Origin of the sequence: Polaribacter marinivivus, assembly GCF_042651285.1 — a bacterium.
Lineage (GTDB): Bacteria > Bacteroidota > Bacteroidia > Flavobacteriales > Flavobacteriaceae > Polaribacter > Polaribacter marinivivus.
In genome coordinates this window covers 267,921-291,338 of record NZ_JBHSCY010000002.1, presented here as the reverse complement: position 1 = coordinate 291,338, position 23,418 = coordinate 267,921, and the positions used below count along the sequence as shown (strand labels likewise).

At 27.7% G+C, this 23,418-nt stretch carries 21 protein-coding genes; 10 read left to right on the top strand and 11 right to left on the bottom strand.

The genetic code is table 11. From position 1 onward, the window contains the following. Nucleotides 1–34 precede the first annotated feature (34 nt). Both ACFOWD_RS09375 and ACFOWD_RS09370 read left to right on the top strand, forming a co-directional pair. Nucleotides 35–1,807 carry an AMP-dependent synthetase/ligase gene (locus ACFOWD_RS09375; protein ID WP_377410029.1) on the top strand — a complete coding sequence of 591 codons (1,773 nt, stop codon included), beginning with the start codon at nucleotides 35–37 and terminating at the stop codon, nucleotides 1,805–1,807. 44 nt (nucleotides 1,808–1,851) lie between these two features. After that, complete coding sequence (locus ACFOWD_RS09370; RefSeq protein ID WP_377410027.1) at nucleotides 1,852–2,277, top strand: BLUF domain-containing protein; 426 nt, start codon at nucleotides 1,852–1,854, stop codon at nucleotides 2,275–2,277. A gap of 4 nt (nucleotides 2,278–2,281) precedes the next feature. Here the strand turns inward: ACFOWD_RS09370 and holA are convergent, their stop codons facing one another. Continuing rightward, complete coding sequence (gene holA, locus ACFOWD_RS09365) at nucleotides 2,282–3,283, bottom strand: DNA polymerase III subunit delta (RefSeq protein ID WP_377410025.1); 1,002 nt, start codon at nucleotides 3,281–3,283, stop codon at nucleotides 2,282–2,284. Between the two features lie 17 nt (nucleotides 3,284–3,300). Between holA and ACFOWD_RS09360 the strand changes: the two genes are divergently transcribed. Together ACFOWD_RS09360 and ACFOWD_RS09355 are read left to right on the top strand one after the other, a co-directional pair. Continuing rightward, nucleotides 3,301–3,744: a type I restriction enzyme HsdR N-terminal domain-containing protein gene (locus ACFOWD_RS09360; RefSeq protein ID WP_298993540.1), complete on the top strand. Its 444-nt coding sequence runs from the start codon at nucleotides 3,301–3,303 to the stop codon at nucleotides 3,742–3,744. Between the two features lie 44 nt (nucleotides 3,745–3,788). Then, nucleotides 3,789–4,787 (top strand): glycosyltransferase family 2 protein, encoded by a 999-nt coding sequence (locus tag ACFOWD_RS09355; protein ID WP_377410024.1) that lies wholly within the window; start codon nucleotides 3,789–3,791, stop codon nucleotides 4,785–4,787. A gap of 2 nt (nucleotides 4,788–4,789) precedes the next feature. Here the strand turns inward: ACFOWD_RS09355 and ACFOWD_RS09350 are convergent, their stop codons facing one another. The 8 genes from ACFOWD_RS09350 to nusB all read right to left on the bottom strand — a co-directional run bounded on the left by ACFOWD_RS09350 (nucleotide 4,790) and on the right by nusB (nucleotide 11,266). Beyond that, the gene (locus ACFOWD_RS09350) at nucleotides 4,790–5,410 is read right to left on the bottom strand and encodes an L-threonylcarbamoyladenylate synthase (protein WP_298993543.1); all 621 of its coding nucleotides are present in this window, start codon (nucleotides 5,408–5,410) and stop codon (nucleotides 4,790–4,792) included. A 66-nt stretch (nucleotides 5,411–5,476) separates the two neighbouring features. Further along, the gene (locus ACFOWD_RS09345) at nucleotides 5,477–6,178 is read right to left on the bottom strand and encodes a response regulator transcription factor (RefSeq protein WP_298993545.1); all 702 of its coding nucleotides are present in this window, start codon (nucleotides 6,176–6,178) and stop codon (nucleotides 5,477–5,479) included. 10 nt (nucleotides 6,179–6,188) lie between these two features. Further along, on the bottom strand, nucleotides 6,189–7,757 hold the full coding sequence (locus ACFOWD_RS09340; protein ID WP_298993547.1) for a sensor histidine kinase: 1,569 nt from the start codon (nucleotides 7,755–7,757) through the stop codon (nucleotides 6,189–6,191). Nucleotides 7,758–7,860: 103 nt separating this feature from the next. After that, nucleotides 7,861–8,457, bottom strand: coding sequence for a dephospho-CoA kinase (gene coaE / locus ACFOWD_RS09335; RefSeq protein ID WP_377410021.1), 597 nt, complete (start codon nucleotides 8,455–8,457; stop codon nucleotides 7,861–7,863). 3 nt (nucleotides 8,458–8,460) lie between these two features. Then, a complete protein-coding gene (locus tag ACFOWD_RS09330; RefSeq protein ID WP_377410020.1) occupies nucleotides 8,461–9,399 on the bottom strand; it encodes a hypothetical protein in 939 nt (312 codons plus the stop codon). A gap of 94 nt (nucleotides 9,400–9,493) precedes the next feature. Continuing rightward, complete coding sequence (gene yajC, locus ACFOWD_RS09325) at nucleotides 9,494–9,814, bottom strand: preprotein translocase subunit YajC (RefSeq protein ID WP_377410018.1); 321 nt, start codon at nucleotides 9,812–9,814, stop codon at nucleotides 9,494–9,496. A 3-nt stretch (nucleotides 9,815–9,817) separates the two neighbouring features. Then, entirely contained in the window at nucleotides 9,818–10,279 is a 462-nt protein-coding gene (locus ACFOWD_RS09320; RefSeq protein WP_298993552.1) for a DUF1573 domain-containing protein, read from the bottom strand. Between the two features lie 48 nt (nucleotides 10,280–10,327). Continuing rightward, nucleotides 10,328–11,266: a transcription antitermination factor NusB gene (nusB, locus tag ACFOWD_RS09315; RefSeq protein ID WP_298993554.1), complete on the bottom strand. Its 939-nt coding sequence runs from the start codon at nucleotides 11,264–11,266 to the stop codon at nucleotides 10,328–10,330. Nucleotides 11,267–11,413: 147 nt separating this feature from the next. Here nusB and ACFOWD_RS09310 point away from each other — a divergent pair, with 147 nt between their 5' ends. Together ACFOWD_RS09310 and ACFOWD_RS09305 are read left to right on the top strand one after the other, a co-directional pair. After that, the gene (locus ACFOWD_RS09310) at nucleotides 11,414–13,168 is read left to right on the top strand and encodes an ABC transporter ATP-binding protein (protein ID WP_377410016.1); all 1,755 of its coding nucleotides are present in this window, start codon (nucleotides 11,414–11,416) and stop codon (nucleotides 13,166–13,168) included. 77 nt (nucleotides 13,169–13,245) lie between these two features. After that, nucleotides 13,246–13,605 carry a PUR family DNA/RNA-binding protein gene (locus ACFOWD_RS09305; RefSeq protein ID WP_298993557.1) on the top strand — a complete coding sequence of 120 codons (360 nt, stop codon included), beginning with the start codon at nucleotides 13,246–13,248 and terminating at the stop codon, nucleotides 13,603–13,605. An 87-nt stretch (nucleotides 13,606–13,692) separates the two neighbouring features. On the opposite strand, the gene ACFOWD_RS09300 is transcribed toward ACFOWD_RS09305, so the two are convergent. Both ACFOWD_RS09300 and ACFOWD_RS09295 read right to left on the bottom strand, forming a co-directional pair. Further along, the gene (locus ACFOWD_RS09300; protein WP_377410013.1) at nucleotides 13,693–14,745 is read right to left on the bottom strand and encodes an isochorismate synthase; all 1,053 of its coding nucleotides are present in this window, start codon (nucleotides 14,743–14,745) and stop codon (nucleotides 13,693–13,695) included. A 17-nt stretch (nucleotides 14,746–14,762) separates the two neighbouring features. Further along, complete coding sequence (locus ACFOWD_RS09295) at nucleotides 14,763–15,179, bottom strand: PaaI family thioesterase (protein WP_377410011.1); 417 nt, start codon at nucleotides 15,177–15,179, stop codon at nucleotides 14,763–14,765. A 71-nt stretch (nucleotides 15,180–15,250) separates the two neighbouring features. Between ACFOWD_RS09295 and ACFOWD_RS09290 the strand changes: the two genes are divergently transcribed. The 4 genes from ACFOWD_RS09290 (at nucleotide 15,251) to ACFOWD_RS09275 (ending at nucleotide 23,417) form a co-directional block, all read left to right on the top strand. After that, nucleotides 15,251–15,739: an IS1096 element passenger TnpR family protein gene (locus tag ACFOWD_RS09290; RefSeq protein WP_377410009.1), complete on the top strand. Its 489-nt coding sequence runs from the start codon at nucleotides 15,251–15,253 to the stop codon at nucleotides 15,737–15,739. Nucleotides 15,740–15,969: 230 nt separating this feature from the next. Next, nucleotides 15,970–16,869 (top strand): ABC transporter ATP-binding protein, encoded by a 900-nt coding sequence (locus tag ACFOWD_RS09285; protein ID WP_377410007.1) that lies wholly within the window; start codon nucleotides 15,970–15,972, stop codon nucleotides 16,867–16,869. Between the two features lie 18 nt (nucleotides 16,870–16,887). Further along, the gene (locus tag ACFOWD_RS09280) at nucleotides 16,888–17,733 is read left to right on the top strand and encodes an ABC transporter permease (protein WP_377410005.1); all 846 of its coding nucleotides are present in this window, start codon (nucleotides 16,888–16,890) and stop codon (nucleotides 17,731–17,733) included. A 47-nt stretch (nucleotides 17,734–17,780) separates the two neighbouring features. Continuing rightward, nucleotides 17,781–23,417, top strand: a complete 5,637-nt coding sequence (locus tag ACFOWD_RS09275; protein ID WP_377410003.1) for a T9SS type B sorting domain-containing protein — start codon at nucleotides 17,781–17,783, stop codon at nucleotides 23,415–23,417. Nucleotide 23,418: the final 1 nt, after the last annotated feature.

Sequence of the window (23,418 nt, the reverse complement as noted above, 5' to 3'; positions counted from 1 at the left end):
TTTTTACTATTTTGCATTATATAAAATAGAATGTATGCCAATCGAAATTACAAGGTTATTTGATTTTCCTTATTACCAATTAGAAACATATAATTTAAAGAGAGCTTTCTCTACTAAATACAATGGAAAATGGGAAACCATTTCTACTCAAGAATATATAGATAAAACCAATCAATTAAGTAGAGGCTTACTAAAATTAGGGGTACAACCAAATGAAAAAATAGCCATAATTTCAACAACAAATAGAACTGAATGGAATATTTGTGATATTGGTGTTTTACAAACTGGTGCACAAACTGTACCTATTTACCCAACAATTTCTAAAGAAGATTATGAATATATTTTAAATCATTCAGAATCTTCTTACTGTATTGTTTCTGATATAACCATTATCGAAAAATTAAATCAAATTAAAGGTAATACCAAATTAAAGGGTGTTTTTACATTCGATGAAATAAAGGGAGAGAAAAACTATACAGAAATTTTAGAACTTGGTAAAAGTGATGAAAATCAAAAAGAGGTAGAAGCTAGAAAAGATGCTATTAAATCATCTGATTTAGCCACGATTATTTATACTTCTGGAACTACTGGGAGACCAAAAGGAGTTATGCTTTCTCATAATAATATTGTTAGTAATGTTATTTCTTCTAAAAAAAGAGTTCCATTAGATTATGGTAATTCTAAAGCGTTAAGTTTTTTACCAGTTTGTCATATTTTTGAAAGAATGATTTTATATCTATATCAATATTGTGGTGTAGATATTTATTTTGCAGAATCTATTGAAAAGCTTACAGAAAATGCACAAGAGATAAAACCTGAGGTGATGACAGCTGTACCTCGTTTGTATGAAAAAATATATGATAAAATCATTTTAAAAGGAGAAGATTTATCTGGTATAAAAAAGAAATTATTCTTTTGGGCTGTAAACTTAGGCTTAAAATACGAACCTTATGGAGCTAATGGTTGGTGGTACGAAAAACAACTTGGCATAGCTCGTAAGCTTATATTTTCTAAATGGCAAGCTGCTTTAGGTGGTGAGTTAAAATTAATGGTATCTGGTAGTGCAGCTTTACAACCTAGACTTACAAGAATTTTTGCAGCAGCTGGAATGCCAATTATGGAAGGTTATGGTCTTACAGAAACATCACCAGTAATATCTGTTAATGATCAAAATGATGGTAATTTTAGAGTTGGCACTGTTGGTAAAGTAATTGAAAATGTAGAAGTTAAGTTTGGTGAAGATGGTGAGCTAATGGTTAAAGGACCAAATGTAATGCAAGGCTATTATAAAGATCCTGAAAAAACTGCCTCTGTAATGAAAGATGGATTTTTCTGTACAGGTGATAAAGGTGAATTTGATAAAGATGGCTTCTTAAAAATTACTGGTAGAACTAAAGAGATGTTTAAAACTTCTGGTGGTAAATATGTTGTACCACCATTATTAGAAGGTCAATTAAAACAATCTCTTTTTATAGAACAAGTTATGGTTGTTGGTGAAGGAGAAAAAATGCCTGCTGCAATTATTCAAACAAACTTTGAATATTTAAGAGATTGGGCAAAAGACAATGAAATTAACTTTTCTTCTAATGAAGATCTAGTATCAAACCAAAAGGTTATAGATGCTATTCAAAAAGAAGTTGATGAATGTAACTGCCATTTTGGAAAATGGGAACAAATAAAACGTTTTGAACTCACACCAGACGAATGGACTATTGATGGTGGACATTTAACACCAACTATGAAAATGAAAAGAGCCGTAATTAAAAAAATATATCAAAATTTATATGATAAAATTTATAGACAATAATAGCTAAGAAGAAAAAAATATTGATGTTAATATAAAACTAGAATTTGATTAAAAATAATTTAATACAGAAAGTATATTACTCAATCTCAAATTTCGTAGCTTCCCCTGAGTTTATTAAAAATATTTTAGAACCAGCAAGAATAGCAAATCAGAAACAAGACATTACAGGATGTTTAATCTATCATAATAATGTTTTTTTGCAATTACTTGAAGGTGATAAAAATAAAGTAGAAAATCTATTTAATATAATTAGTAAAGATAGCAGGCATAGAGAAGTAACGTTAATTTTTGAAGAGAATATAAACGAAAGGATATTTCCAAGTTGGAGTATGGCTTTTCATGAATTTGATGATAATAACGAGGAAGTAGAAAAGTTCATTAAAAGTGTTCAGTTTTTCTCAGAAAATAACGAAAAACCATCAGAGGCTGTAGAAATGTTTTGGAATATGGCAAAACATATTGTTAATTAATAAGTTAATGAAGTATTTTAAAAATTAATTCTTTTAAAATATCTTCTTGAGTTTGGCTTGCACCTACTCCTTTACTTTTAACATCTGCATCTCTTAAATAGCCAATTACTTTGGCTACTTTTCTCATGGAATAGTTTTTAGCTGCTAAAAAATAATCATCTACAAAATAAAAGCCTACACCTAAAGATTTAGAAACAGAACTTTTAGATTTATCTTGAAGACCATGAAAAAGTAATAATTTTGTAAAAAAATTATTTAATAAAGAAATTGTCATTACTGTTGGATTGTTCTTTGGGTTTTCTACAAAATAATTAATAATTCGATTTGCTTTTACAACATTAACACTACCAATTGCTTTTAAAAGTTCAAAATTATTAAAGTCTTTAGAAATTCCTATATTTTCTTCTATATGATGGTCTGTAATTATAGTTTCTTTTGGTAATATTAGCATAAGTTTCTTAAGCTCATTTGCTATTTTACTTAAATCTGTACCTAAAAACTCTACAAGCATTTGAGCTGCTTTAGGTTCTATTTTATAATTTTTACCACTTAAAACCCTTCTTATCCAATCTGCAACTTGGTTATCATATAACTTTTTACTTTCAAACAACACTCCTACTTTATCAATTGCTTTATAAAGTTTTTTACGTTTATCTAACTTTTTGTATTTGTAGTTAATTACTAAAACTGTTGTAGGCTGTACATTTTCTGCATAAGAATCTAATTTTTCTATACTTCTACTTAAATCTTGTGCCTCTTTAACAATAAGCACTTGCTTTTCTGACATCATTGGATATCTTTTAGCAGCAGAAATTATATCATCAATTGCAACATCTCTTCCATACATTACCTGTAAATTAAACCCTTTTTCTGTTTCATCTAAAACATTATCTTCTATAAAATCAGAGATCTGGTCTATGTAATAAGGCTCCTCTCCCATTAAAAAATAAATAGGTTTGGTGTTTCCTTTTTTAATATCAGCAACTATGGCATTAATTTCGTTCATTTTAGTATTTTTGATTGATGCAAAAACTCAATCTACCAACGTATAATTTTAAACTCAAAAGTAAAGAAAATAAGACGCTTATTTTTGATAAATTCAGAAAAAAATACATTGTGTTAACACCAGAAGAATGGGTTCGTCAGCATTTTTCTTATTTTTTAGTTGAAGAAAAAAAATATCCAATTTCTTTAATTGCCATAGAAAAACAATTATCAATAAATAACATCCAAAAACGAAGTGATATTTTAGTATTTAATAATAAAGGCGAACCAGATATTATTGTCGAATGTAAAGCACCTTCTGTAACTATAAATCAATCTACTTTTGATCAAATTGCTAGATATAACTTAAAATTAAAAGCTAATTTTTTAGTAGTTACAAATGGATTACATCATTTCTATTGTAAAATGGATTTTGAAAATGAAACTTATATTTTTTTAAAAGATTTACCAAGTTATAACTAAATACTTTTGTTTTAAATTAACTTTTAAAATGTAAATTCGTACTCTTGAAAACAGCAATTATCATATTAAATTGGAATGGAGAAAAACTATTAGAACAGTTTTTACCATCTGTTGTAGAATTTACTGCAAAACAAGCAGAAATTTATATTGCAGATAACAATTCTACAGATAATTCTATTGATTTTATTACAGAAAACTTTCCTTCTGTAAAAATTATTAAAAATGCTATAAATGGTGGTTATGCAAAAGGGTATAATGATGCTTTAAAACATATAGATGCAGATATATTTTGCTTAATAAATTCTGATATTGAGGTTACAGAAAATTGGTTAAATCCTATTTTAAATGAGTTTAAAAATGACGAAAATATAGGTGTTTTACAACCTAAAATTTTAGATTTTAAAGATAAAACTAAGTTTGAATATGCAGGTGCAGCTGGTGGTTTCTTAGATTTTTTTGGATATCCTTATTGTAGAGGAAGAATATTTAATGATATTGAAAAAGATAAAAATCAATTTAATAAAATTAGTGATATTTTTTGGGCTTCTGGTGCTTGCTTTTTTATAAAATCTGATCTTTTTAGAGAATTAAATGGTTTTGATGAAGATTATTTTGCACATCAAGAAGAAATTGATTTGTGTTGGCGAGTTCAGAATGCTGGTTTTAAAATAAAATACATTCCTAATTCTATTGTATATCATGTTGGAGGTGCAACTTTAAGTAATTTAAATCCAAAAAAGACTTTTTTAAATTTTAGAAATAGTTTGCTAAATATTTTAAAGAATGTTCCTAATCGTTATTTGATTTTTTTAATTCTATCAAGATTAATTTTAGATGGATTTGCTGGAATTAAGTTTTTATTAGAACTAAAACCTAAACACACTTTTGCTATTTTAAAGGCTCATTTAAGTTTTTATAGTTTGTTTTTTAAATTTCTTAGGAAAAGAAAAAATAAAAAGAAGAAAACTGATTATTACAACCACAAGAGTATTGTTTGGCAATATTTTGTACTAGGCAGAAAGAAATACCATCAACTTAAATAGACTTATAAAATATCTAAACTTCCTTTTCCTTCTCTTATAACTTCTGGGTAAGAGTCTGTTAAATCTACAATTGTAGAGCCTTCATTACCTCCATAACCACCATCTATAACAACATCAACTAAGTTATTCCATTTTTCAAAAATTAATTCAGGGTCTGTAGTATATTCTAAAATATCATCATCATCTCTAATTGAAGTAGAAACTATTGGATTACCCAACTCTTTAACTAAAGTTCTAATTATATTATTATCTGGAATTCTTATACCAACTGTTTTTTTCTTTTTAAAGATTTTTGGCAAATTATTACTACCAGGTAATATAAAGGTATATGGACCAGGTAAAGCTCTTTTCAAAATTTTAAAAGTTGGTGAATCTATCTGCTTAACATAATCAGATAGATGACTTAAATCATTACAGATAAAAGAAAGTTTTGCCTTTTCTATCTTTATTCCTTTAATCTTAGCAATTTTTTCTAGTGCCTTAGAATTCATAATATCACATCCCAAGCCATATACTGTATCTGTTGGGTAAATTACTAAACCACCTGCTTTTAAGACCTTTACAACTTTTGCAATTTCTTTAGCATTTGGGTTTTCATTATAAATTTTAATAAAATCTGCCATAGTATAAAGATAAAAAAACTCAACTTAAATAGTAAGTTGAGTTTATTATTTGGGGAAGTTTATTTTTTAAGTTTTATCTACTAGCCTAAAACCTTCTCCATGAATGTTTAAAATTTCTACATTCTCATCAGACTTTAGGTACTTTCTTAATTTTGCAATATATACATCCATACTTCTAGATGTAAAGTAATTATCATCTCTCCAAATTTTTGTTAATGCCAATTCACGAGGCATTAAATCATTCTTATGAATAGCTAACATTCTTAATAATTTGCTTTCTTTTGGAGATAATTTTGTTGGCTCACCTTCTTCTCCTTTAGAAAGATGTCTTAATTTAGAATTAAAGAAGAAAGAACCAATATTAAATTCAAATTGTTCTGATTCTGCAGTTGTATCTTTTTCTTTACGTTGTAAGATTGCTTTTATTTTATGTAATAAAACTTCAGAGTCAAAAGGCTTATTTAAATAATCGTCTGCACCAACAGCATAACCTTTTAAAACATCTTCTTTTAAAGTTTTAGCCGTTAAAAAGATAATTGGAATATCTTTATTGGTAGATCTAATATCTTGTGCTAAAGAAAAACCATCTTTACGTGGCATCATAACATCTAAAATACATAAATCATAATCGCTATTTTTAAACATTATTAAGCCTTCTATACCATCTTTGGCATGTGTAACATTGTAATCATTTAATGCTAAATAATCTTTTAAGACGGTTCCAAAATTTGGATCATCTTCAACTAATAAAATCTTTTTACTTCCCATTTTTATTGTTTTAAATTAAAGGTAATTTCACTGTAAATATGCTTCCTTTTCCTTTTTCACTTTCTACAAAAACTGTTCCATGATGTTTGTCTACAATTTCTTTAACGTAAGCTAAACCTAAACCATGACCTTTAACATCATGTATGTTTCCTCTTTGTTCTCTGTAGAATTTATCAAAAACATGTTTTTGTACATTTTTGCTCATTCCTATACCTTCATCTTTTATTTTTATGATGAAGAATTTATTTGTACTTTCTGTATACACATCTATAATTGGTGCACCTTCTGAATACTTTATACTGTTTTCTAAAATATTTACTAAGACGTTTGTAAGATGAAAATCGTTACCTGGCAATTCTGTTGTAATTGCTTGAAAATGTGTTTTAATTGTCCCTTTTTTATCGTTTATGATTAAACTAACATGATTGATTGCATCATCTATTACGTCGTGAATATCTATAATTTCCTTACTAATTTCTAATTGATTTTTTTCTAATCTAGATATTCTTAATACATTTTCTACTTGAGTATGCATCCTTTTATTTTCATCTCTTATCATTTTTACATAACGCATCACTTTTTCATTATCACTAATGATTTTTGGATTTTTAATCGAATCTAATGCCAAATTAATAGTTGCAATTGGCGTTTTAAATTCATGTGTCATATTATTGATAAAATCTGTTTTTATTTCTGATATTTTTTTCTGCTTTATTAACTGATATAATGATCCTGAAAAAGCTACTATTATAATGAATATGAAAAATAGAGATAGTAATAAAATATTAGAAATACCAGATAAAATATGCTTGTTCTTCTTAGGAAAAGTAACATACAATATGAATTCTGGATCATTATCATAATTAAAAAACAATGGATATTGATAACTATCTGCTTTACTAACTGTATAATAACCAGACTTTAATTTTGTAGCTAAACCATCTGAACCATAAACTCCATATTTAAAATCTAAATCTATATTTCTTTTTCTTAATTCATCTTTTATTGTTGCATTTAATTCTCTATTGCTAATTCTTTGATGAATAGGTTTTATATTGTTATAGTCTTTAAAATAATCATCTATTTGACTTTGCTCCATGTTACTTAATCGCTTGGTAAATGAATATTTTTTTTCATCTACACTAGCAAATAAGTTATCAGGGCCTTTTATTAATCTTGTTTGAAAAAAATCTTTTTTACCAGTAACTCTTTTGTAAATAATGGTGTCATTATCTAAAAAATCTACAGGTATTTCAAAATTCTCTTCTAAAATGGTAGAACCAAATGATAGTTTTTGTTTGTTTACTGTATCTATTTCTTGAAAAAATAAACTCTTAATTTGAGCCTCGCTCGCAAGAATTTGTTTACTTAAAATTCCTTCTAATTTTTTTTCGAAAAGATCTTTTTCTTTAGTATTAATTCTTTCAGCTACACTTCCTAAAGATTTTTGAACTTCATTCTTAAATTGTTCTTTTTTACTTTCTACTGCATTATTAATCCAATACAGTTGCACAGCAATAATTCCTATTAAGGAAATGCTCATTAAAATAACAATAAGGATAAACATTTTCTTACCCATAAATCAAAATTAAACTAATTAAAAATTGAAGTTATTTTTTTTAACGTTGATTAACAATTTCTCTATGGTTTTAAGAGAAATTTAACAAATTGATTGAATATATTTAAACCAATTTACGATTATTTGTTAAAATATTATGGATTTTTTTAACTTGAAGTTGTGTTTTTGTTAAATCATCATTCCAAATAACGTAATTTGATAACAATATTTTTTTGCTTTCATCCCATTGATTTTGCATTCTGTTTTCCACTTCATGTTTAGAGATATTATCTCTTTGCATTACCCTTTTTAAACGTGTAGTTTTATCTGTAAAAACAGTAATTATTTTATCGCAAAGTAAATCAGCTTTTGCTTCAAATAAAATTGCAGCTTCGTATACAATGTAGCTTTTGTTTACATTTAATTTTTTAAAATTTAAAAAATGATTTCTAACTTCTGGATGTATGATTTTATTTAATTTTTGAAGTTTCTCTGGGTTTTTAAAAACAATATTAGAGATATACTCTCTATTTAAAATATCCTTATTGTAAGACTTATCTCCAAATTCATCAATAATTTTAGTTTTGATTGTTTTAGAGGAGTTTACTAACTCTTTTGCTTCTTTATCTGCAATATAAATAGCCACATTATTATGCTCAGCAAACATTTTTGCTACAGTGCTTTTACCACTTCCAATACCACCTGTTAAACCAACTATCATAAGCTATTTACGTATTAAAAAATCAATTTTATTTGGTATTATTTTATAACTTTTAATATAATCTGGTTTAAAAATAAGTTTAGGTATTAAGTAATTTAAATTATTTTCTTTTGTAGCTAAATAATCACATTCAATTTTTAAAGAATTCTCAGAAATTTTATTAAAATTAGAAAGTGCAGTAACAAATTTTACATTAACTTTTTCAGAAAGTGTAGTAATATTGATACTATCTGGTACATTTTTAATTGTAAATGGTACAGTTAAAGAACCTTCTGTAAACTTATCTACTTCTCCTGAAATACTTGCCTTTTTTAACCTTAATTTTAGTCCAGATAAACTACTTGGAATTTCTATATCAACTGTATTTGTAAAATCATTTTTTACATCTATTAAAGAAAGTTCTTTTAAATTTAAAAAACGTAAAGTATCTATTTGATTTTCTGGACCAGAAACTAAAACAGAATCTGGAGTTATTTTTATTTCATTCAATAAATCATAACCAATATGAAACTCTAAATCTAAATTAGGTTTTAAGGCAATTTTTTTTGATTTTAAAGATCCTAAATTCAAATAAATTGTATCTATTTCTAAGTTTAAAACCTCTATACCAGAAGGAACCTGATTCTTAATAGAAGTAATCTGATTTCTTAATAAAAAATAATATTTAGAATTACCTCTGCTTGTTAATTTAGAGGCATCTAAAGTTATTGATTTTTTATTTATGTTAGAAGTAAATATCTTAAAACCAGTTCCTTTAATAGCAAGAGTTAACTCTTGTAAAGGCTTTTCTTGTAATAGTTTGTTTTGTGGAATTTTACTGTAATTAATATTGTAAGTTATTCTACTAGAATATTCTTTAGAGAAAGTTATTAAAAGCCAAATAAAGCCAGAAGCAATAAGAAATATAAAAAAGGTTTTTGGTATTTTATTTTTAGCTTTCAAGTTATTATCATTTTAATGCAATCTAAACAAAATAGATAATAAAAAAAAGAGCTTTTGTAATATTACAAAAGCTCTTTTTTAAAATGTATTTGTTTTACTTTTTTACTTCTGGCAAATATTTTTTACTCAGTTCCATTGAAATTGCAGAACGTTCAAATTTAATTTTACCTGCTCCTGTTTCTATAGTTACTGTATTGTCATTGGTATGTATATCTACAACTTTACCATGAATTCCACTAGAAGTAACTACTTTTGATCCTTTTTTTAATTCAGATTGAAAAGACTTTTCTTTCTTTTGTTTTCTCATTTGAGGTCTTAACATAAAGAAATATAAGACAGCAATCATTGCCAAAAAAGGCAACATGCTAGCTAAGGAACCTGAATCTGCTTGCAATATTAATTTTGTGAAAATCATAAATTAGTTTTCTTTTGGTGAAACCATCCCTTTAAGAGTTAAAATTTCTCTTCCAGATTCAGTATTAGTAATTAATGTAATATTTTTTTGTTGTCTGTTTGTTTTACCACTAGTATTAAATTTAACTTTAATATCTTCTGTTTGTCCTGGCTTTATTGGTGCTTTTGGCCAAACAGGCACTGTACAACCACAAGTAACTTGTGCGTCTGTTATAATTAAATCTGTTTTACCAGAATTAGTTACTTTAAAAACAGTTTCTACTACATCACCTTCTGTAACTGTACCAAAGTCATGCACAGATCTATCAAAAGCAATTAATGCTGCTCCATTTTTAATTTCTACGTCTCTATTTTTTGCGTTTTCTAAATTGTCTGCATTAATTTTTGCTGCTGCTTTACCATTATCGCAAGAAGTTAATACTAATCCACTAACTAAAAAACATACTAGAATTGCTATTTTTTTCATTTTTTAAAAATTTTAGTAAAAATAATAAATTAATTCGCGTTTACAATTTTATAATAAACCTCTTCCTATTTTTTTAATTTTTTTAAGAGATAAATAATCTTTTGATAATTTATCTAAAACTCCATTTATAAAGTAACCACTTTTTTGGGTTGAGTAATCTTTTGCAATTTCTATATACTCATTTATTGTAACTCTAACAGGAATAGATGCAAAGTGTAAAAATTCTGTAATTGCCATTTTAATTAAAATCATATCGATCTCTGCAATTCTTTCTTTTTCCCAATTTGGCGTTTTTTCTGCTATATCTTCTTCAAATGTGTGTTGATGTAGCATTGTTTTTTTAAACAAATCAGAAACAAAATCTTCATCATCTTTATCTTTATATAAAGACCCTAACAAAAATGGCTTATTAGGTTTTTGTTTACTTAAACTTTTTACTACCCAAGTATTTACAAATGGAATATCATCTACCCAAGAAATCATTTTATCCTCATAATACTCAGCTAATTTTTCATTAGGAGCTATTATTTCTTTAAAAAAGTCAATTACAAAAGCTTTATCTACTTTAAAAGAGTTTTCTACAGTATCTAAATATTTTTGATACAAATCACTCTTTTGTAATTCTTCAAAAATAATTTTTACATACTCATCATCTAAATCCCAATTTTCTAATTTATTAACATGTAAATAACTTTCTAAACTAACACTTTCTCTTATTGCATTAATAATTGAGTTGTTTACAAATTTTGTATTGGGCTTTAAATCTTCTGCTGTTGCTAAAATTTTCTTCTTAGAAAGTTCAATCTTTTTAGCTGCTAAATCTTGTACTTTAACTAAAAGTTGAATGTTTAGTACGTATAAATCAAACATTTTTAAAATACTATGCTTCAAAAACTTTTCCTCTTTTAAAAGGTCATCATTTTTAGATTGCTGCATAGCATATACAGATTGCATTACTTTTACACGAATGTGTCTTCTGTTTATCATCTTATAAAGAACTTATAGAATTGCTTTTTAATTTTGCAGGACAAAAGTACTATTATTTTAAATTTAGACCTTAATTTTTAAGTCTTTTTTAAGTAAAAAATTCTTTTTTAAACTTGTATCTTCGTTGTCTATTTTAAAACTTTTTAATTGAAAGCTTTACAGTATCTAAATAAATACTTTTCTAAATACAAATGGCGAATACTTTTAGGGCTACTAATTACAGTACTCTCTAAGTTATTGGCATTAAAAATTCCTCAAATTATTCGTAACTCTCTAAACACAGTAGACGAATATAAAAACGGAGCAAATATTACTATTGATGAAGTAAAACACGATTTACTTATTAATGTTCTTATTATTATAGGTGTTGCGCTTTTAAGTGGGTTTTTTACCTTTTTAATGAGACAAACTATAATAGTAACATCTAGATTAATTGAGTTTGATTTAAAAAATGAAATCTATGCTCAATACCAAAGACTATCTCTTAATTTCTATAAACAAAATAGGACTGGAGATTTAATGAACAGAATTAGTGAAGATGTTTCTAAAGTAAGAATGTATGTGGGACCTGCAATTATGTATAGCATGAATATGATTGTGCTTTTCGTAGTTGGTTTTACACAAATGGTTCAAGTTGATTTAAAGCTAACTTTGTATACACTTATTCCTTTTCCTTTATTGTCTGTTTCTATATTTATTTTAAGCAGAGTAATACATAAAAGGAGTACAATTGTACAGCAATATTTATCTAAACTTACCACTTTTAATCAAGAAACTTTTTCTGGAATAGGTGTATTAAAATCTTATGGAATCGAAACTTCTATCATTAGAGATTTTGATGAAATTGCCAATGAAAGCAAAGAGAAAAATATTGATTTACAAAAAGCTAATGCATTGTTTTTTCCAACAATGATTTTACTAATTGGTATTAGTAACCTAATAGTTATTTATGTTGGTGGTATGCAATACATTAATAACGAAATTAAAATTGGTGTAGTTTTAGAATTTTTACTTTATGTAAACATTTTAACTTGGCCTGTTGCTGTTGTTGGCTGGGTAACTTCTATGATTCAACAAGCTGAAGCTTCACAAGCAAGAATTAATGAATTTTTAGACGAAAAACCAGAAATCAGTAACACCAATCCAAATGCCTCAGAAATAAATGGTAAGGTTGAATTTAAAAATGTTAGTTTTACTTATGATGACACTAATATAACTGCCTTAAAGAATATAAATCTTACAGTTGAATCTGGAGAAACTTTAGCCATTTTAGGAAAAACTGGTTCTGGTAAATCAACCATTATAGAGCTTGTAGCTAGACTTTATGATACTACTGAAGGAGAAATATTTTTGGATGACATTAGTATCGAAAAAGTAAATTTAAACGATTTAAGAAATCAAATAGGCTTTGTACCTCAAGATCCATTTTTATTTTCTGATTCTATAGGAAACAATATAAAATTTGGTAAGCAAGATGCAACAGAAGAAGAAATAATTACTGCAGCTAAAAATGCTGATGTACATAAAAACATTGTTGAATTTTCTAAAGGATATGAAACTGTTTTAGGTGAAAGAGGTGTTACACTTTCTGGAGGTCAAAAACAAAGAGTCTCTATTGCTAGAGCAATTATTAAAAATCCAAAAATTCTAATTTTTGACGATTGTTTATCTGCTGTAGACACAGAAACCGAAGAAAAAATACTATCAAATTTAGAAAGAGTTTCTAAAAGTAAAACTACGTTTATCATAAGTCATAGAGTGTCATCTGCTAAAAATGCAGATAAAATAATTGTTTTAGACGATGGTAAAATTATACAACAAGGATCTCACAATCAATTAGTAAACCAAGAAGGATACTATAAAGATTTATATGAACAACAACTTTTAGAAAAAGAAAATTAATCTTACGCTTTGCCAAGTAAAATATTTTATTAGATTTGTGTTTGTAACTGATTAATGATAACGATTATTTAAAAATTATGGCTGAGAGAGTTGAACAGGAAGAAATTTTTTCACAAGTTTTAAGAGCTGGAAGAAGAACCTATTTTTTTGATGTAAGAGCAACAAAAGCAGAAGACTATTATTTAACTATAACAGAAAGCAAAAAATTTACTCACGATGATGGTTCATTCCATTATCAAAAGCATAAAATATATCTTTATAAAGAAGACTTTACAGACTTTAAAGAGATGTTAAAAAAAGCAACAGATTATATTGTTGATGAAAAAGGTGATGAAGTGATTAGCGAACGTCATCAAAAAGACTTCAAAAAAGAAGAAACATCAACAGAGCAAAAATCTACAGAAAGTTTTACAGATATTTCTTTTGACGATATTTAGTCTTCAAGAAAATTTTCTATATAATTTTACGTATTAATTCAAATTCGATTTACACTAAAAACCGTAAGCTTAATTGCTTGCGGTTTTTTATTGTAATACGTTTTTCATTGTGGCAGTTTTAGAAATAGTTTCTTGCCACTCTTTTAAAGGGATACTATCTTTAGTAATTCCACCACCAACATAAATAGAAGCGATATTGTTAGTTACCTCCATACATCTTAAATTAACAAAAAGATGAGATGAATTTTGGTCATCTACTTTATTAATTTCACCTAAAAAACCAGTGTAAAAGCTTCTTGTATAATTTTCATTTTGTAAAATAAATGCTTTTGCTTTTTCTCTTGGCAAACCACAAACTGCTGGTGTTGGGTGCAATGCTTTTATTAAACTAATAAAAGACGAACTTTTACTCAGTTCTCCTTTAACTTTTGATTTTAAGTGTAGTAATGTTCCTGCTTTTACTGTTTTCGCTTTTTCTATAAATATATTTTCTGCTATGTCTTTAATTTGATTTTCTATAAAATCTGTAACTAATTGCTGTTCTTCAATTTCTTTATTTCCCCAAACTACATTTTCTTCATTCTTATAGGGTTGAGTGCCAGCTAAAGACATGGTTTTAAAATTATTATCTTTTATTTCTAATAACGTTTCTGGTGTAGCACCAAACCATAAACCTATTTTTGGATGATACCAAACATATACAAAAGCAGTTTTATATTTATCAAGTAGTTTTTGATAGATCTTAATAATATCAAATTCTTTTAATTGCAATTGTTCTTTTCTTGAAACTACAATTTTTTTAAGATCCGAATTTTCAATTTGCTTTATTGCTTTCTCTACTAATGCTATATGTTCTTCTTTGGATGAATTATTTTCAGTAAATGAAAAATTTTCAGTCGTATTTACAGATTCTATATAATCCTCTTCTAAAGATTCAGCTTCTTTTTCTAAAAAAAGTATTGTATTTCTTTGTTCGTCAAAAGGAGCAAAAACAAAACCAGACTCAGTAAAAGAAGATGTAAAAACTAAATCATCGGTTTTTAAAAATTTACCTAAAACCTTATTTTTGTTAGGTTTCCTGTAGGCTACAAATGGTAATTTTAGATGATAGTTTTTATTAATTTTATCAAAAATCTTCAAATCAATAATTTTTCTAATTAATTTTTATCTAAAACTATATTGGTTAGTTTACATAAAGAAATAAGATTTTGTGCTTCATCTTCTATTCTAATTTCCCAAAGATGAGTAGTTCTTCCTTTATGAATAGGTTTTGCAATACCAAAAACAGTACCTTCTTTTTTACTTTTTAAATGATTTATACTTAGCTCAATACCTTTAACTATTTTGCTTTTTGTATCTATAAATAAAGCTGAAGCACAGCTTCCAACAGTTTCTGCTAAAGCAGCTGTTGCTCCACCATGTAAAATTCCATAAGGTTGATGTACTTTAGCATTAACAGGCATTTTAGCCATAACCATATTTTCATCAACATCTATAAACTCAATACTTAATGTTTCCATTAACGTATTTTTGTTCATACTATTTAAAATAGAGAGTGTTTTTTGTTTATCCATTTATAAAGATTTACAGAGTAAAAATACGCATAAAATGTTGTATTTTTGTTAACTAATTCCCAACAAAAAATATGTATAAAGTACGCGTTATTTTAGATACTAAAGAAGATGTTATAAGAACTATTTTAGTTGATGATTATATAAATCTTGAAACTTTACACAATACAATTACCAATGCTTTTGGTTTTGATGGCCAAGAAATGGCTTCTTTTTATAGAACTGATGATGAATGGAACCAAGGTGAAGAAATTCCTTTGTTTAATATGGCTGAAGCAGGTGAAGAAGTTTCTATGCAAACCTGTATTTTAAATGAAACTTTACCTCTTGAAAATGATAAGCTTATTTATGTTTATGATTTTCTAAATATGTGGACATTTTATGTAGATGTTGTAGAAATAAATTCAGAAAAAAGAGAAGATTTACCACAAACTATATTAACAGTGGGTGAAGTACCAGAAACTGCACCAGAAAAGGAATTTAAAGCCGAAAGTTTAGAAGAGGAAGATGATTTAAATGACGAATTTGACCATTTTGACGATTTTGATTTTAATGAGTATTAATTATGTGTGATGTGTGATGTGTGATGTGTGAAAATTTCATTATATTTTTTAAAATCTATACTCAAAAATAAAGTTTGCAATAAAATCATATTTCTTTATTAGTGTAGCTAACATTTTTCTTTTATCAATCAAAATTCAGCTCCAAACATCCTGCAACAAACATTCAGCTTTTTCGTAACAAAATTGTAAATTAGTCGTCTTACATTGTATAACTGACTAAATCAATTTCTTTGGAAACAATCTTATCTCTCAAAAATTTAGATAAAAAATACGGTAAAGTTCATGCAGTAAACAATTTATCTTTTGACATACAAAAGGGAAATGTGTATGGAATTTTAGGTCCTAATGGAAGTGGAAAATCAACCACATTAGGTATCATTTTAAATGTGGTAAATAGAACATCAGGAGAGTTTTCTTGGTTTGATGGTAAATTATCTACGCATGAAGCTTTAAAAAAAGTAGGTGCAATTATAGAGCGTCCTAACTTTTATCCATACATGACTGCTGTTCAAAACTTAAATTTAATTTGTAAAATTAAAGGAGTTTCTTCAGATAAGATAGATGAGAAATTAAAGATTGTAAACCTTTTTGAAAGAAGAGATAGTAAGTTTAGAACCTATTCTTTAGGTATGAAACAACGTTTAGCAATTGCATCTGCATTGTTAAATGATCCAGAAATTTTAATACTTGATGAACCAACTAATGGTTTAGATCCACAAGGAATTCATGAAATTCGTCAAATCATCAAAAAAATTGCAGCAAATGGAACCACTATTTTATTAGCCTCTCACCTATTAGATGAAGTAGAAAAAGTATGTTCTCATGTTGTTGTAATTAGAAAAGGCATAAAATTATATAGTGGTAGAGTTGATGAAATGACAGCTTCTAATGGTTTATTAGAACTAAAAGTTGATGTTAATGAAGAAAAATTAATAGCGCTTTTAGAAACACATGAAGCTATAAGTAAAGTTACCAAAGAACAAGAAACTGTTATTGCTACTTTAGGTAAAGAGATTACTGCAACAGAAATTAATAAATTTTTGTTTGAAAAAGGTTTTGTTTTATCGCATTTAGTAAAACGTAAACCAAGCTTAGAACAGCAATTCTTAGATTTAACCAACAACAATTAATCAACAAAAAATAAAGTCATGTTTAGACTACTTACTATAGAATTTCATAAATTAAAATACAATAAAGCTAGTAAAGTTTTATCTATTATTTATTTTGGCTTATTAACTTCAATTGCATTAATAGCAGCCATTAAATTTGAATTTGGTGATTTTAAATTACATCTAGCAGATGCAGGGATTTTTAATTTTCCATATATCTGGCATTTTAATACTTACATTGCTGCCATATTAAAATTCTTTTTGCTTTTGGTTATTGTTTCTATGATGTCTAATGAATATAGTTACAAAACTTTAAAACAAAATTTAATAGATGGTTTAAGTAAAAAAGAATTTATATTATCTAAATTTTACACAGTAATTGCATTTGCTGCAATATCTACAGTGTTTGTTTTTATTGTTTCATTAGTTTTAGGATTAATTTATTCAGATTATAATGAATTGGCAATAATTACATCTGACTTAGAATACTTATTAGCCTTTTTTATAAAATTAGTAGGTTTCTTTTCTTTTGGATTATTCTTGGGCATTTTAGTAAAACGTTCTGCATTTGCAGTAGGTGCAATGTTTGTTTGGCTAATTGCAGAAAGTATGTTTAAAGGCTATTTATATTGGCAATTTAAAGACATAGAAAACACAGGTGATAGAGTTGATAGTATTATGCAATTTTTACCTTTAGAAGCTATGACAAACCTTATTAAAGAACCATTCTCTAGATTAGGTGCAGTAAGGTCTGCAGCTAATACTATGGGTGAAACTTTTACAAAAAGTTACTCTGTAGAATTTACAACAATATTGGTGGTTTCTGTTTGGACATTTATCTTTATTTACTTGTCATATGCATTGTTAAAAAAGAGGGATTTGTAATACTTTTTAAATATATTTGACGTTATTAAGATTTTGATAACGTCAACATGAAATTTAAGCACTTACTTTTTATATTCTCAATATTTTTTTTTGCATCTACCTATAGCCAACTTAGTAAAAAACATTACATACCTCCTTTAACTTCAGGAGATAATTTTAGAGAGCAATTCATTTATATTTCAACACCAAAGGCTAATGCTATATCCTATAAAATAACACCTATTGGAAATCCTGATTTACCAGCATATAGTGGAACAGTATCTAACTCAAACCCAGTTGAACAACCTATATTAGATTCTAATGGTAATATAGATATTGACCCTAATACTCAATTACACATTAACAGAACCAATGGAGGTATTTCTAGTGTTATTACTGATAAAGGTTTTATTATAGAAGCTAGTGATGTAATTTATGTTTCTATTAGAGTTAGAACCTCTGCTTTAAATAATGGAATACCTGTTCACGCTGGTGCTCTTGTAAGTAAAGGGAGTTCAGCTTTAGGAACAGTATTTAGGCTTGGTGGCATGGTTAATGAACCAGATATTCCTGCTGCACACACTTCTTTTGGTTCTTTTATGGCAACTGAAGATAATACAACTGTCTTAATTTCAGGACTCCCAACTGGTTCTCAATATCCTACAGGCGACCCAATACCTAATTCAGTAACTCTAAATGAAGGTGAAAGCTTTATTATAGCTATGGGTGGTAATGAAGATCCAGCTACATTGTATGGTACCTTATTAACTAGTGATAAACCAATAGTTGTAAATTCTGGTTCTGCTACTGGAAGTTTTGGTATAAATAGACCTCCTCAAGGTGGCCAAGATTATGGTTTTGACCAAATTGTTGGAGCTGATAAAATTGGTACTGAATATATTTTAGTAAGAGGAAGTGGTACTAATGAAATTGAAAACGTATTAGTCGTTGGTCATGAAGATAATACTGCAATAAATATTAATGGGAATTTTGTTACAAATATAAATGCAGGTGAATACCAAGTTATTGAAGGTGAAAGTTATGGCACTGATGGTAATATGTATGTATCTACTTCAAAACCTGTTTTTGTATATCAAGGAATTGGAGGAACAGGAAGTAGAGCAAACCAAAGTTTATTCTTTGTTCCGCCATTAAGCTGTGAGAATAAGGGTAATGTTGATAATATTCCTTTTATAAACAGCATTGATAATGCAATATTTGATGGTACAGTTTCAATAGTTACAAATACTGGTGCTAATGTAGAAATTAATGGCCAATCAATTAATAATATTAATAATGTCTCTGGTCCTTTTAATGTAATAGGTAACAATAATTATGTAACATATAAAATCGGGGGATTATCAGGTAATATTAAAGTAACTAGTGATCAAGAATTATATTGTGCATATTTTAATGCAAATGTATTTGCAACTACAGGCGCATTTTATTCAGGTTTTCCATCAGCACCAGAAATAAATTTTAATACAACTGTTGCAACCTTAGGGAGCTGTATACCAAATGTTACTTTAGAAGCTGCAAATACAGATTTGTTTGATAGTTTTGAATGGCAATATTTTAATGAAAACACAAATACTTGGGAACAAAGAAGTACAACAGCTAATTACAAACCTACCTCAAATGAACCTGGTAGATATAGATTAATAGGTACAGTTAATTGTACAGGTGCACAATTCTTTTCTACAGAAATCCCTGTAAGTTTATGTCCAGACGATTTTGATGGAGATTTAATAATAGACAATTTAGATGTAGATTTAGATAATGATGGTATTTTAAATTGTGATGAATCTTTAGGCAATGCAAATATTGATTTGACTACTAGTGCCAGTCCTAGTATTATATTTCAAGATAACACTACTAATAGTGCAATAATCTCTGCAACTCAGACTTCTACTCTAGTTACAAGTTCTTTTACAGGCACAAATACAGGTGATTTTGTAGCAACAATAGAACCAGATGCTAGTGATTCAGATTTATTGTATCAATTAGATTTTACACAAAATGTAAATGTAAAATTTACACAAACTGCAGATGCTACTAATAACGATGACGTATTTTATATTGTAAAAATTGGGCCAAATTCAAAAAATATCACTTTAGTAGATCCAGATGATCAACTTTTAATAGACACAAATTTTGATGGCGCTTTTGAACCAGGAGTTACAAACCTTTCTGCTTCAGAAATCCATTTTAAAATAAACCCAACCTTTACATCAGGTACTGCTACTTATCAATTTGTAGCAAATCAAGTAAATCAATTTTCGATTGAATTTAAATCAAATGGGTTAGCAAACCCTACTACATTTAGTGGTAATATTCAATTAACTTGCTTTTCAAGAGATACTGATGGAGATGGAATTGAAGATGCTCTAGATTTAGATTCAGATAATGATGGAATTCCTGACTTATTAGAAAATGCAAATCAGACCATTACTTTACTTAATACAGATAATAATTTAGATGGTTTAGATGATGTTTTTGATTCTTTTACATTAAATACAGATACTGATAATGATGGTGTTCCAAACTCTATAGATTTAGATTCAGATAATGATGGTATTTACGATTTAGTTGAATCTGGACTTACTGTAACAGATGCCAATAACGATGGTATAATTGACAATGCAACTGCAGCTAATGTAGGTACTAATGGACTTTTAGATGCTTTAGAAACTTCTCCTGACTCAGGTGTATTAGCTGTTGCTCTAAGAAATTCTGATGCAACTTCTGTAGTAGTTGCCAATCAAGATAACTTTTTCGATTTTGTAGATTTAGATGCAGATGGTGATGATTGTTTTGATGTTATAGAGGCTGGATTTACAGGTAATGGATCTGGTATTTTATTTGCTAATCCTTTTGCTGTTAATGCACAAGGAAAAGTAATAAATAATACAGATGGATATACAACTCCAAATGCAGATTATATTACAAGTGCACCTATTGTTATTAATAGTTTTGTAGACCCTATTTTTTGTGAACTAAACACAGAAATAATGTCTATAGATTCTAATGCAGATACTTTTCAATGGCAGTTATCTACAGACAATGGAGCAAATTGGACCAATTTAATTGATGACGCAGTTTACAATGGAGTTACTACAAAAGACTTACAAATTACAGACACTCCTTTAAGCTTTAATAATTATCAGTTTAGAGTTCTATTAAGTAAAGCTGGTAATACTTGTATAGAAAAAGAATCTAATGCAGTTACACTTACTGTTAATCCTTTACCAATTATAAAAAATAACCCTGCAGAAATAGACCAATGTATAGATGCTAATGATACAAATCCAACAGTAAATCTAACCACAGCAGAAAGTAATATTTCTGAAACTACAGGTATTACATTCGAGTACTATACAGATGTTAATGGTACTAATCAAATTACAGATGCTACATCTTATCCTGTTCAAGTTAATACTGTTGAAGTAGTTTATGTAAAAGTAATTTCAGACCAAGGATGTTCTAATGAATTAGTTGAATTAAGAATAAATGTTGGTCAAACTCCAGATAATCCTTACAATGATATACAACCTCCTGTTTGTGATGATTTATTAGATGCAGATGGTAATGATACTCCTGGTGCAAACGATGATACAGACTTTATCACTAATTTTATGTTGGATAGAACTGCTATAATCAATAGCATAAATCCGCCTGCAAATACTCAGGTTTTCTTTTATGAAAATTCAAGTGATAGAAATAATAACTTAAATGAAATTGATATTACAAATTATAGAAACGATATAAATAAAATAGACATCACTACTATTCCAGAAGGAATTCAGTTTCCTATTTATTATAAAATAATTAGTACAATTAATAATGATTGCCAAGGATTAGGAGAATTTTATTTACAAATACATAGTGTACCAAATGCAAATACAGTTACAGATATAGAAGAATGTGATGATGCTTTATCTGGTACTACTTCTGATGGAAGAAATGCAAATTTAAATCTAAGAAGTAAAGTTGCAGAAATTTTAGGTTTAGGCCAATCTGAAACAGATTACAGTGTAACTTTTCATACCACAGAAAGTGGAGCTATGAATAACACAGATATTATTGTAAATGATACCAACTATACAAATGAAGCTCCTGCTGGTTTTACACCAGGAACAACAAGTGAGCAAACCATTTTTGTAAGAGTAGAAAACAGAACTGGTAGCATGTGTTATAATGCCAATACTAGTTTTAAAATAATAATTCAGCCTATACCAACAGTACCAGCAAATATTACAGATTTAATTGCTTGTGATGTGGTTACTGTTACAGATGCAGATCCAAGAAATAGAATTGCACAAAATATAGATTTAACTTCTAGAGATGCAGAAATTTTAAATGGTAGAACTGGTCTTAGAGTTGAATATTATATCACTCAACAAGATGCTGAAAACAGAACTAATGTGATTTCTGACCCTACAAATTTCCAAAATACAACTGCAGAAACTACTTTTCCTGCAGACTTTAATACAGACGATCCTGGAATACAGACCATCTTTTTTATTATTGTTGATGAAAACGGATTACAATGTCCTTCTGTATTTTCAACATTTCAATTATTAGTATATCCAGAACCATTTGTAAGCCCAATATCTGTTTATTCTGATTGTGACAATGATGATGATGGAGATGATACAAACGGAATTATTCAGAATATAGATTTAAACGGAAAAATACCAGAAATCTTAGGATCTAATAGAAATGTAAACGATTATAATGTTAGTTTCTATTTATCAGCTTCAGATGCACAAACTGGCTCTTCAGCTAATGCTTTACCTTCTCCATATACGAATTCTAATAGAACAGAAACTATATTTGTTAGAGTTCAGAACAAAACAAGTTTATGTGTAAATGCTAATGAATCTTTTGAGTTAATCATAAATTCTCTTCCAGATTTTACAGTAACTACACCTCAAATTATTTGTTTAAATGATATTCCTTTAAACATATTTGTAGAAAATCCTGGAGATGTTTATTCTTACAGATGGTTAGATGAAGCTGGTGCTGTTTTAGGCACTAATGATAATTTAGATGTAGCAAGAGCAGGTACTTATAAAGTAATTGCAACAGATAATGTTACATTTTGTGAAAGAGAAGAAACAATTGTTGTAAACCCTTCTAATGTAGCAACATTAGATCCTAGTTTTGTTACTGTTGTAGACGAAGCTAATAATTTAGGAAGTCAAAGTAATTTATCAATTTCTATAGATACTATTAATAATGATTTAGGACCTGGAGATTATCAATTTGCAATACTTAATACAGATACAAACACAAGAACACCTTTTGTAGGTTTTCAAGACGAGCCACTTTTCGAAAATTTAGAAGGTGGTATTTATCAAATCATTGTAAATGATAAAAATGGTTGTTCACCAGATACAACTTTATTAGTTTCTGTATTACAATTTCCAAAATTCTTTACACCAAATGGAGATACACAAAATGATACTTGGGTTGTAAAAGGAGCAAATAGAACTTTTTACCCTAATAGTAGTATTAACATATTTAATAGATATGGAAAACTAGTAGCACAAATACAAATTGATGGTCCAGGCTGGAATGGAACTTATAATGGTACTCTTTTACCATCTGATGATTATTGGTACAATGTTACCCTAGTTCCTTCAGACATAACTAAACCGACTATCAATAAAAGAGGTAACTTTTCTTTATTAAGAAAGTAAT

What these genes read in the sequence shown, in the direction of transcription:
- ACFOWD_RS09345 (WP_298993545.1), bottom strand. Translation starts at nt 6,178, where the DNA reads ATGGGAAGTAAAAAGATTTTATTAGTTGAAGATGATCCAAATTTTGGA.
- ACFOWD_RS09350 (WP_298993543.1), bottom strand. Translation starts at nt 5,410, where the DNA reads ATGGCAGATTTTATTAAAATTTATAATGAAAACCCAAATGCTAAAGAA.
- ACFOWD_RS09280 (WP_377410005.1), top strand. Translation starts at nt 16,888, where the DNA reads ATGTTTAGACTACTTACTATAGAATTTCATAAATTAAAATACAATAAA.
- holA (WP_377410025.1), bottom strand. Translation starts at nt 3,283, where the DNA reads ATGAACGAAATTAATGCCATAGTTGCTGATATTAAAAAAGGAAACACC.
- ACFOWD_RS09290 (WP_377410009.1), top strand. Translation starts at nt 15,251, where the DNA reads ATGTATAAAGTACGCGTTATTTTAGATACTAAAGAAGATGTTATAAGA.
- ACFOWD_RS09295 (WP_377410011.1), bottom strand. Translation starts at nt 15,179, where the DNA reads ATGGATAAACAAAAAACACTCTCTATTTTAAATAGTATGAACAAAAAT.
- ACFOWD_RS09340 (WP_298993547.1), bottom strand. Translation starts at nt 7,757, where the DNA reads ATGGGTAAGAAAATGTTTATCCTTATTGTTATTTTAATGAGCATTTCC.
- nusB (WP_298993554.1), bottom strand. Translation starts at nt 11,266, where the DNA reads ATGATAAACAGAAGACACATTCGTGTAAAAGTAATGCAATCTGTATAT.
- ACFOWD_RS09375 (WP_377410029.1), top strand. Translation starts at nt 35, where the DNA reads ATGCCAATCGAAATTACAAGGTTATTTGATTTTCCTTATTACCAATTA.
- coaE (WP_377410021.1), bottom strand. Translation starts at nt 8,457, where the DNA reads ATGATAGTTGGTTTAACAGGTGGTATTGGAAGTGGTAAAAGCACTGTA.
- ACFOWD_RS09305 (WP_298993557.1), top strand. Translation starts at nt 13,246, where the DNA reads ATGGCTGAGAGAGTTGAACAGGAAGAAATTTTTTCACAAGTTTTAAGA.
- ACFOWD_RS09275 (WP_377410003.1), top strand. Translation starts at nt 17,781, where the DNA reads ATGAAATTTAAGCACTTACTTTTTATATTCTCAATATTTTTTTTTGCA.
- ACFOWD_RS09320 (WP_298993552.1), bottom strand. Translation starts at nt 10,279, where the DNA reads ATGAAAAAAATAGCAATTCTAGTATGTTTTTTAGTTAGTGGATTAGTA.
- yajC (WP_377410018.1), bottom strand. Translation starts at nt 9,814, where the DNA reads ATGATTTTCACAAAATTAATATTGCAAGCAGATTCAGGTTCCTTAGCT.
- ACFOWD_RS09360 (WP_298993540.1), top strand. Translation starts at nt 3,301, where the DNA reads ATGCAAAAACTCAATCTACCAACGTATAATTTTAAACTCAAAAGTAAA.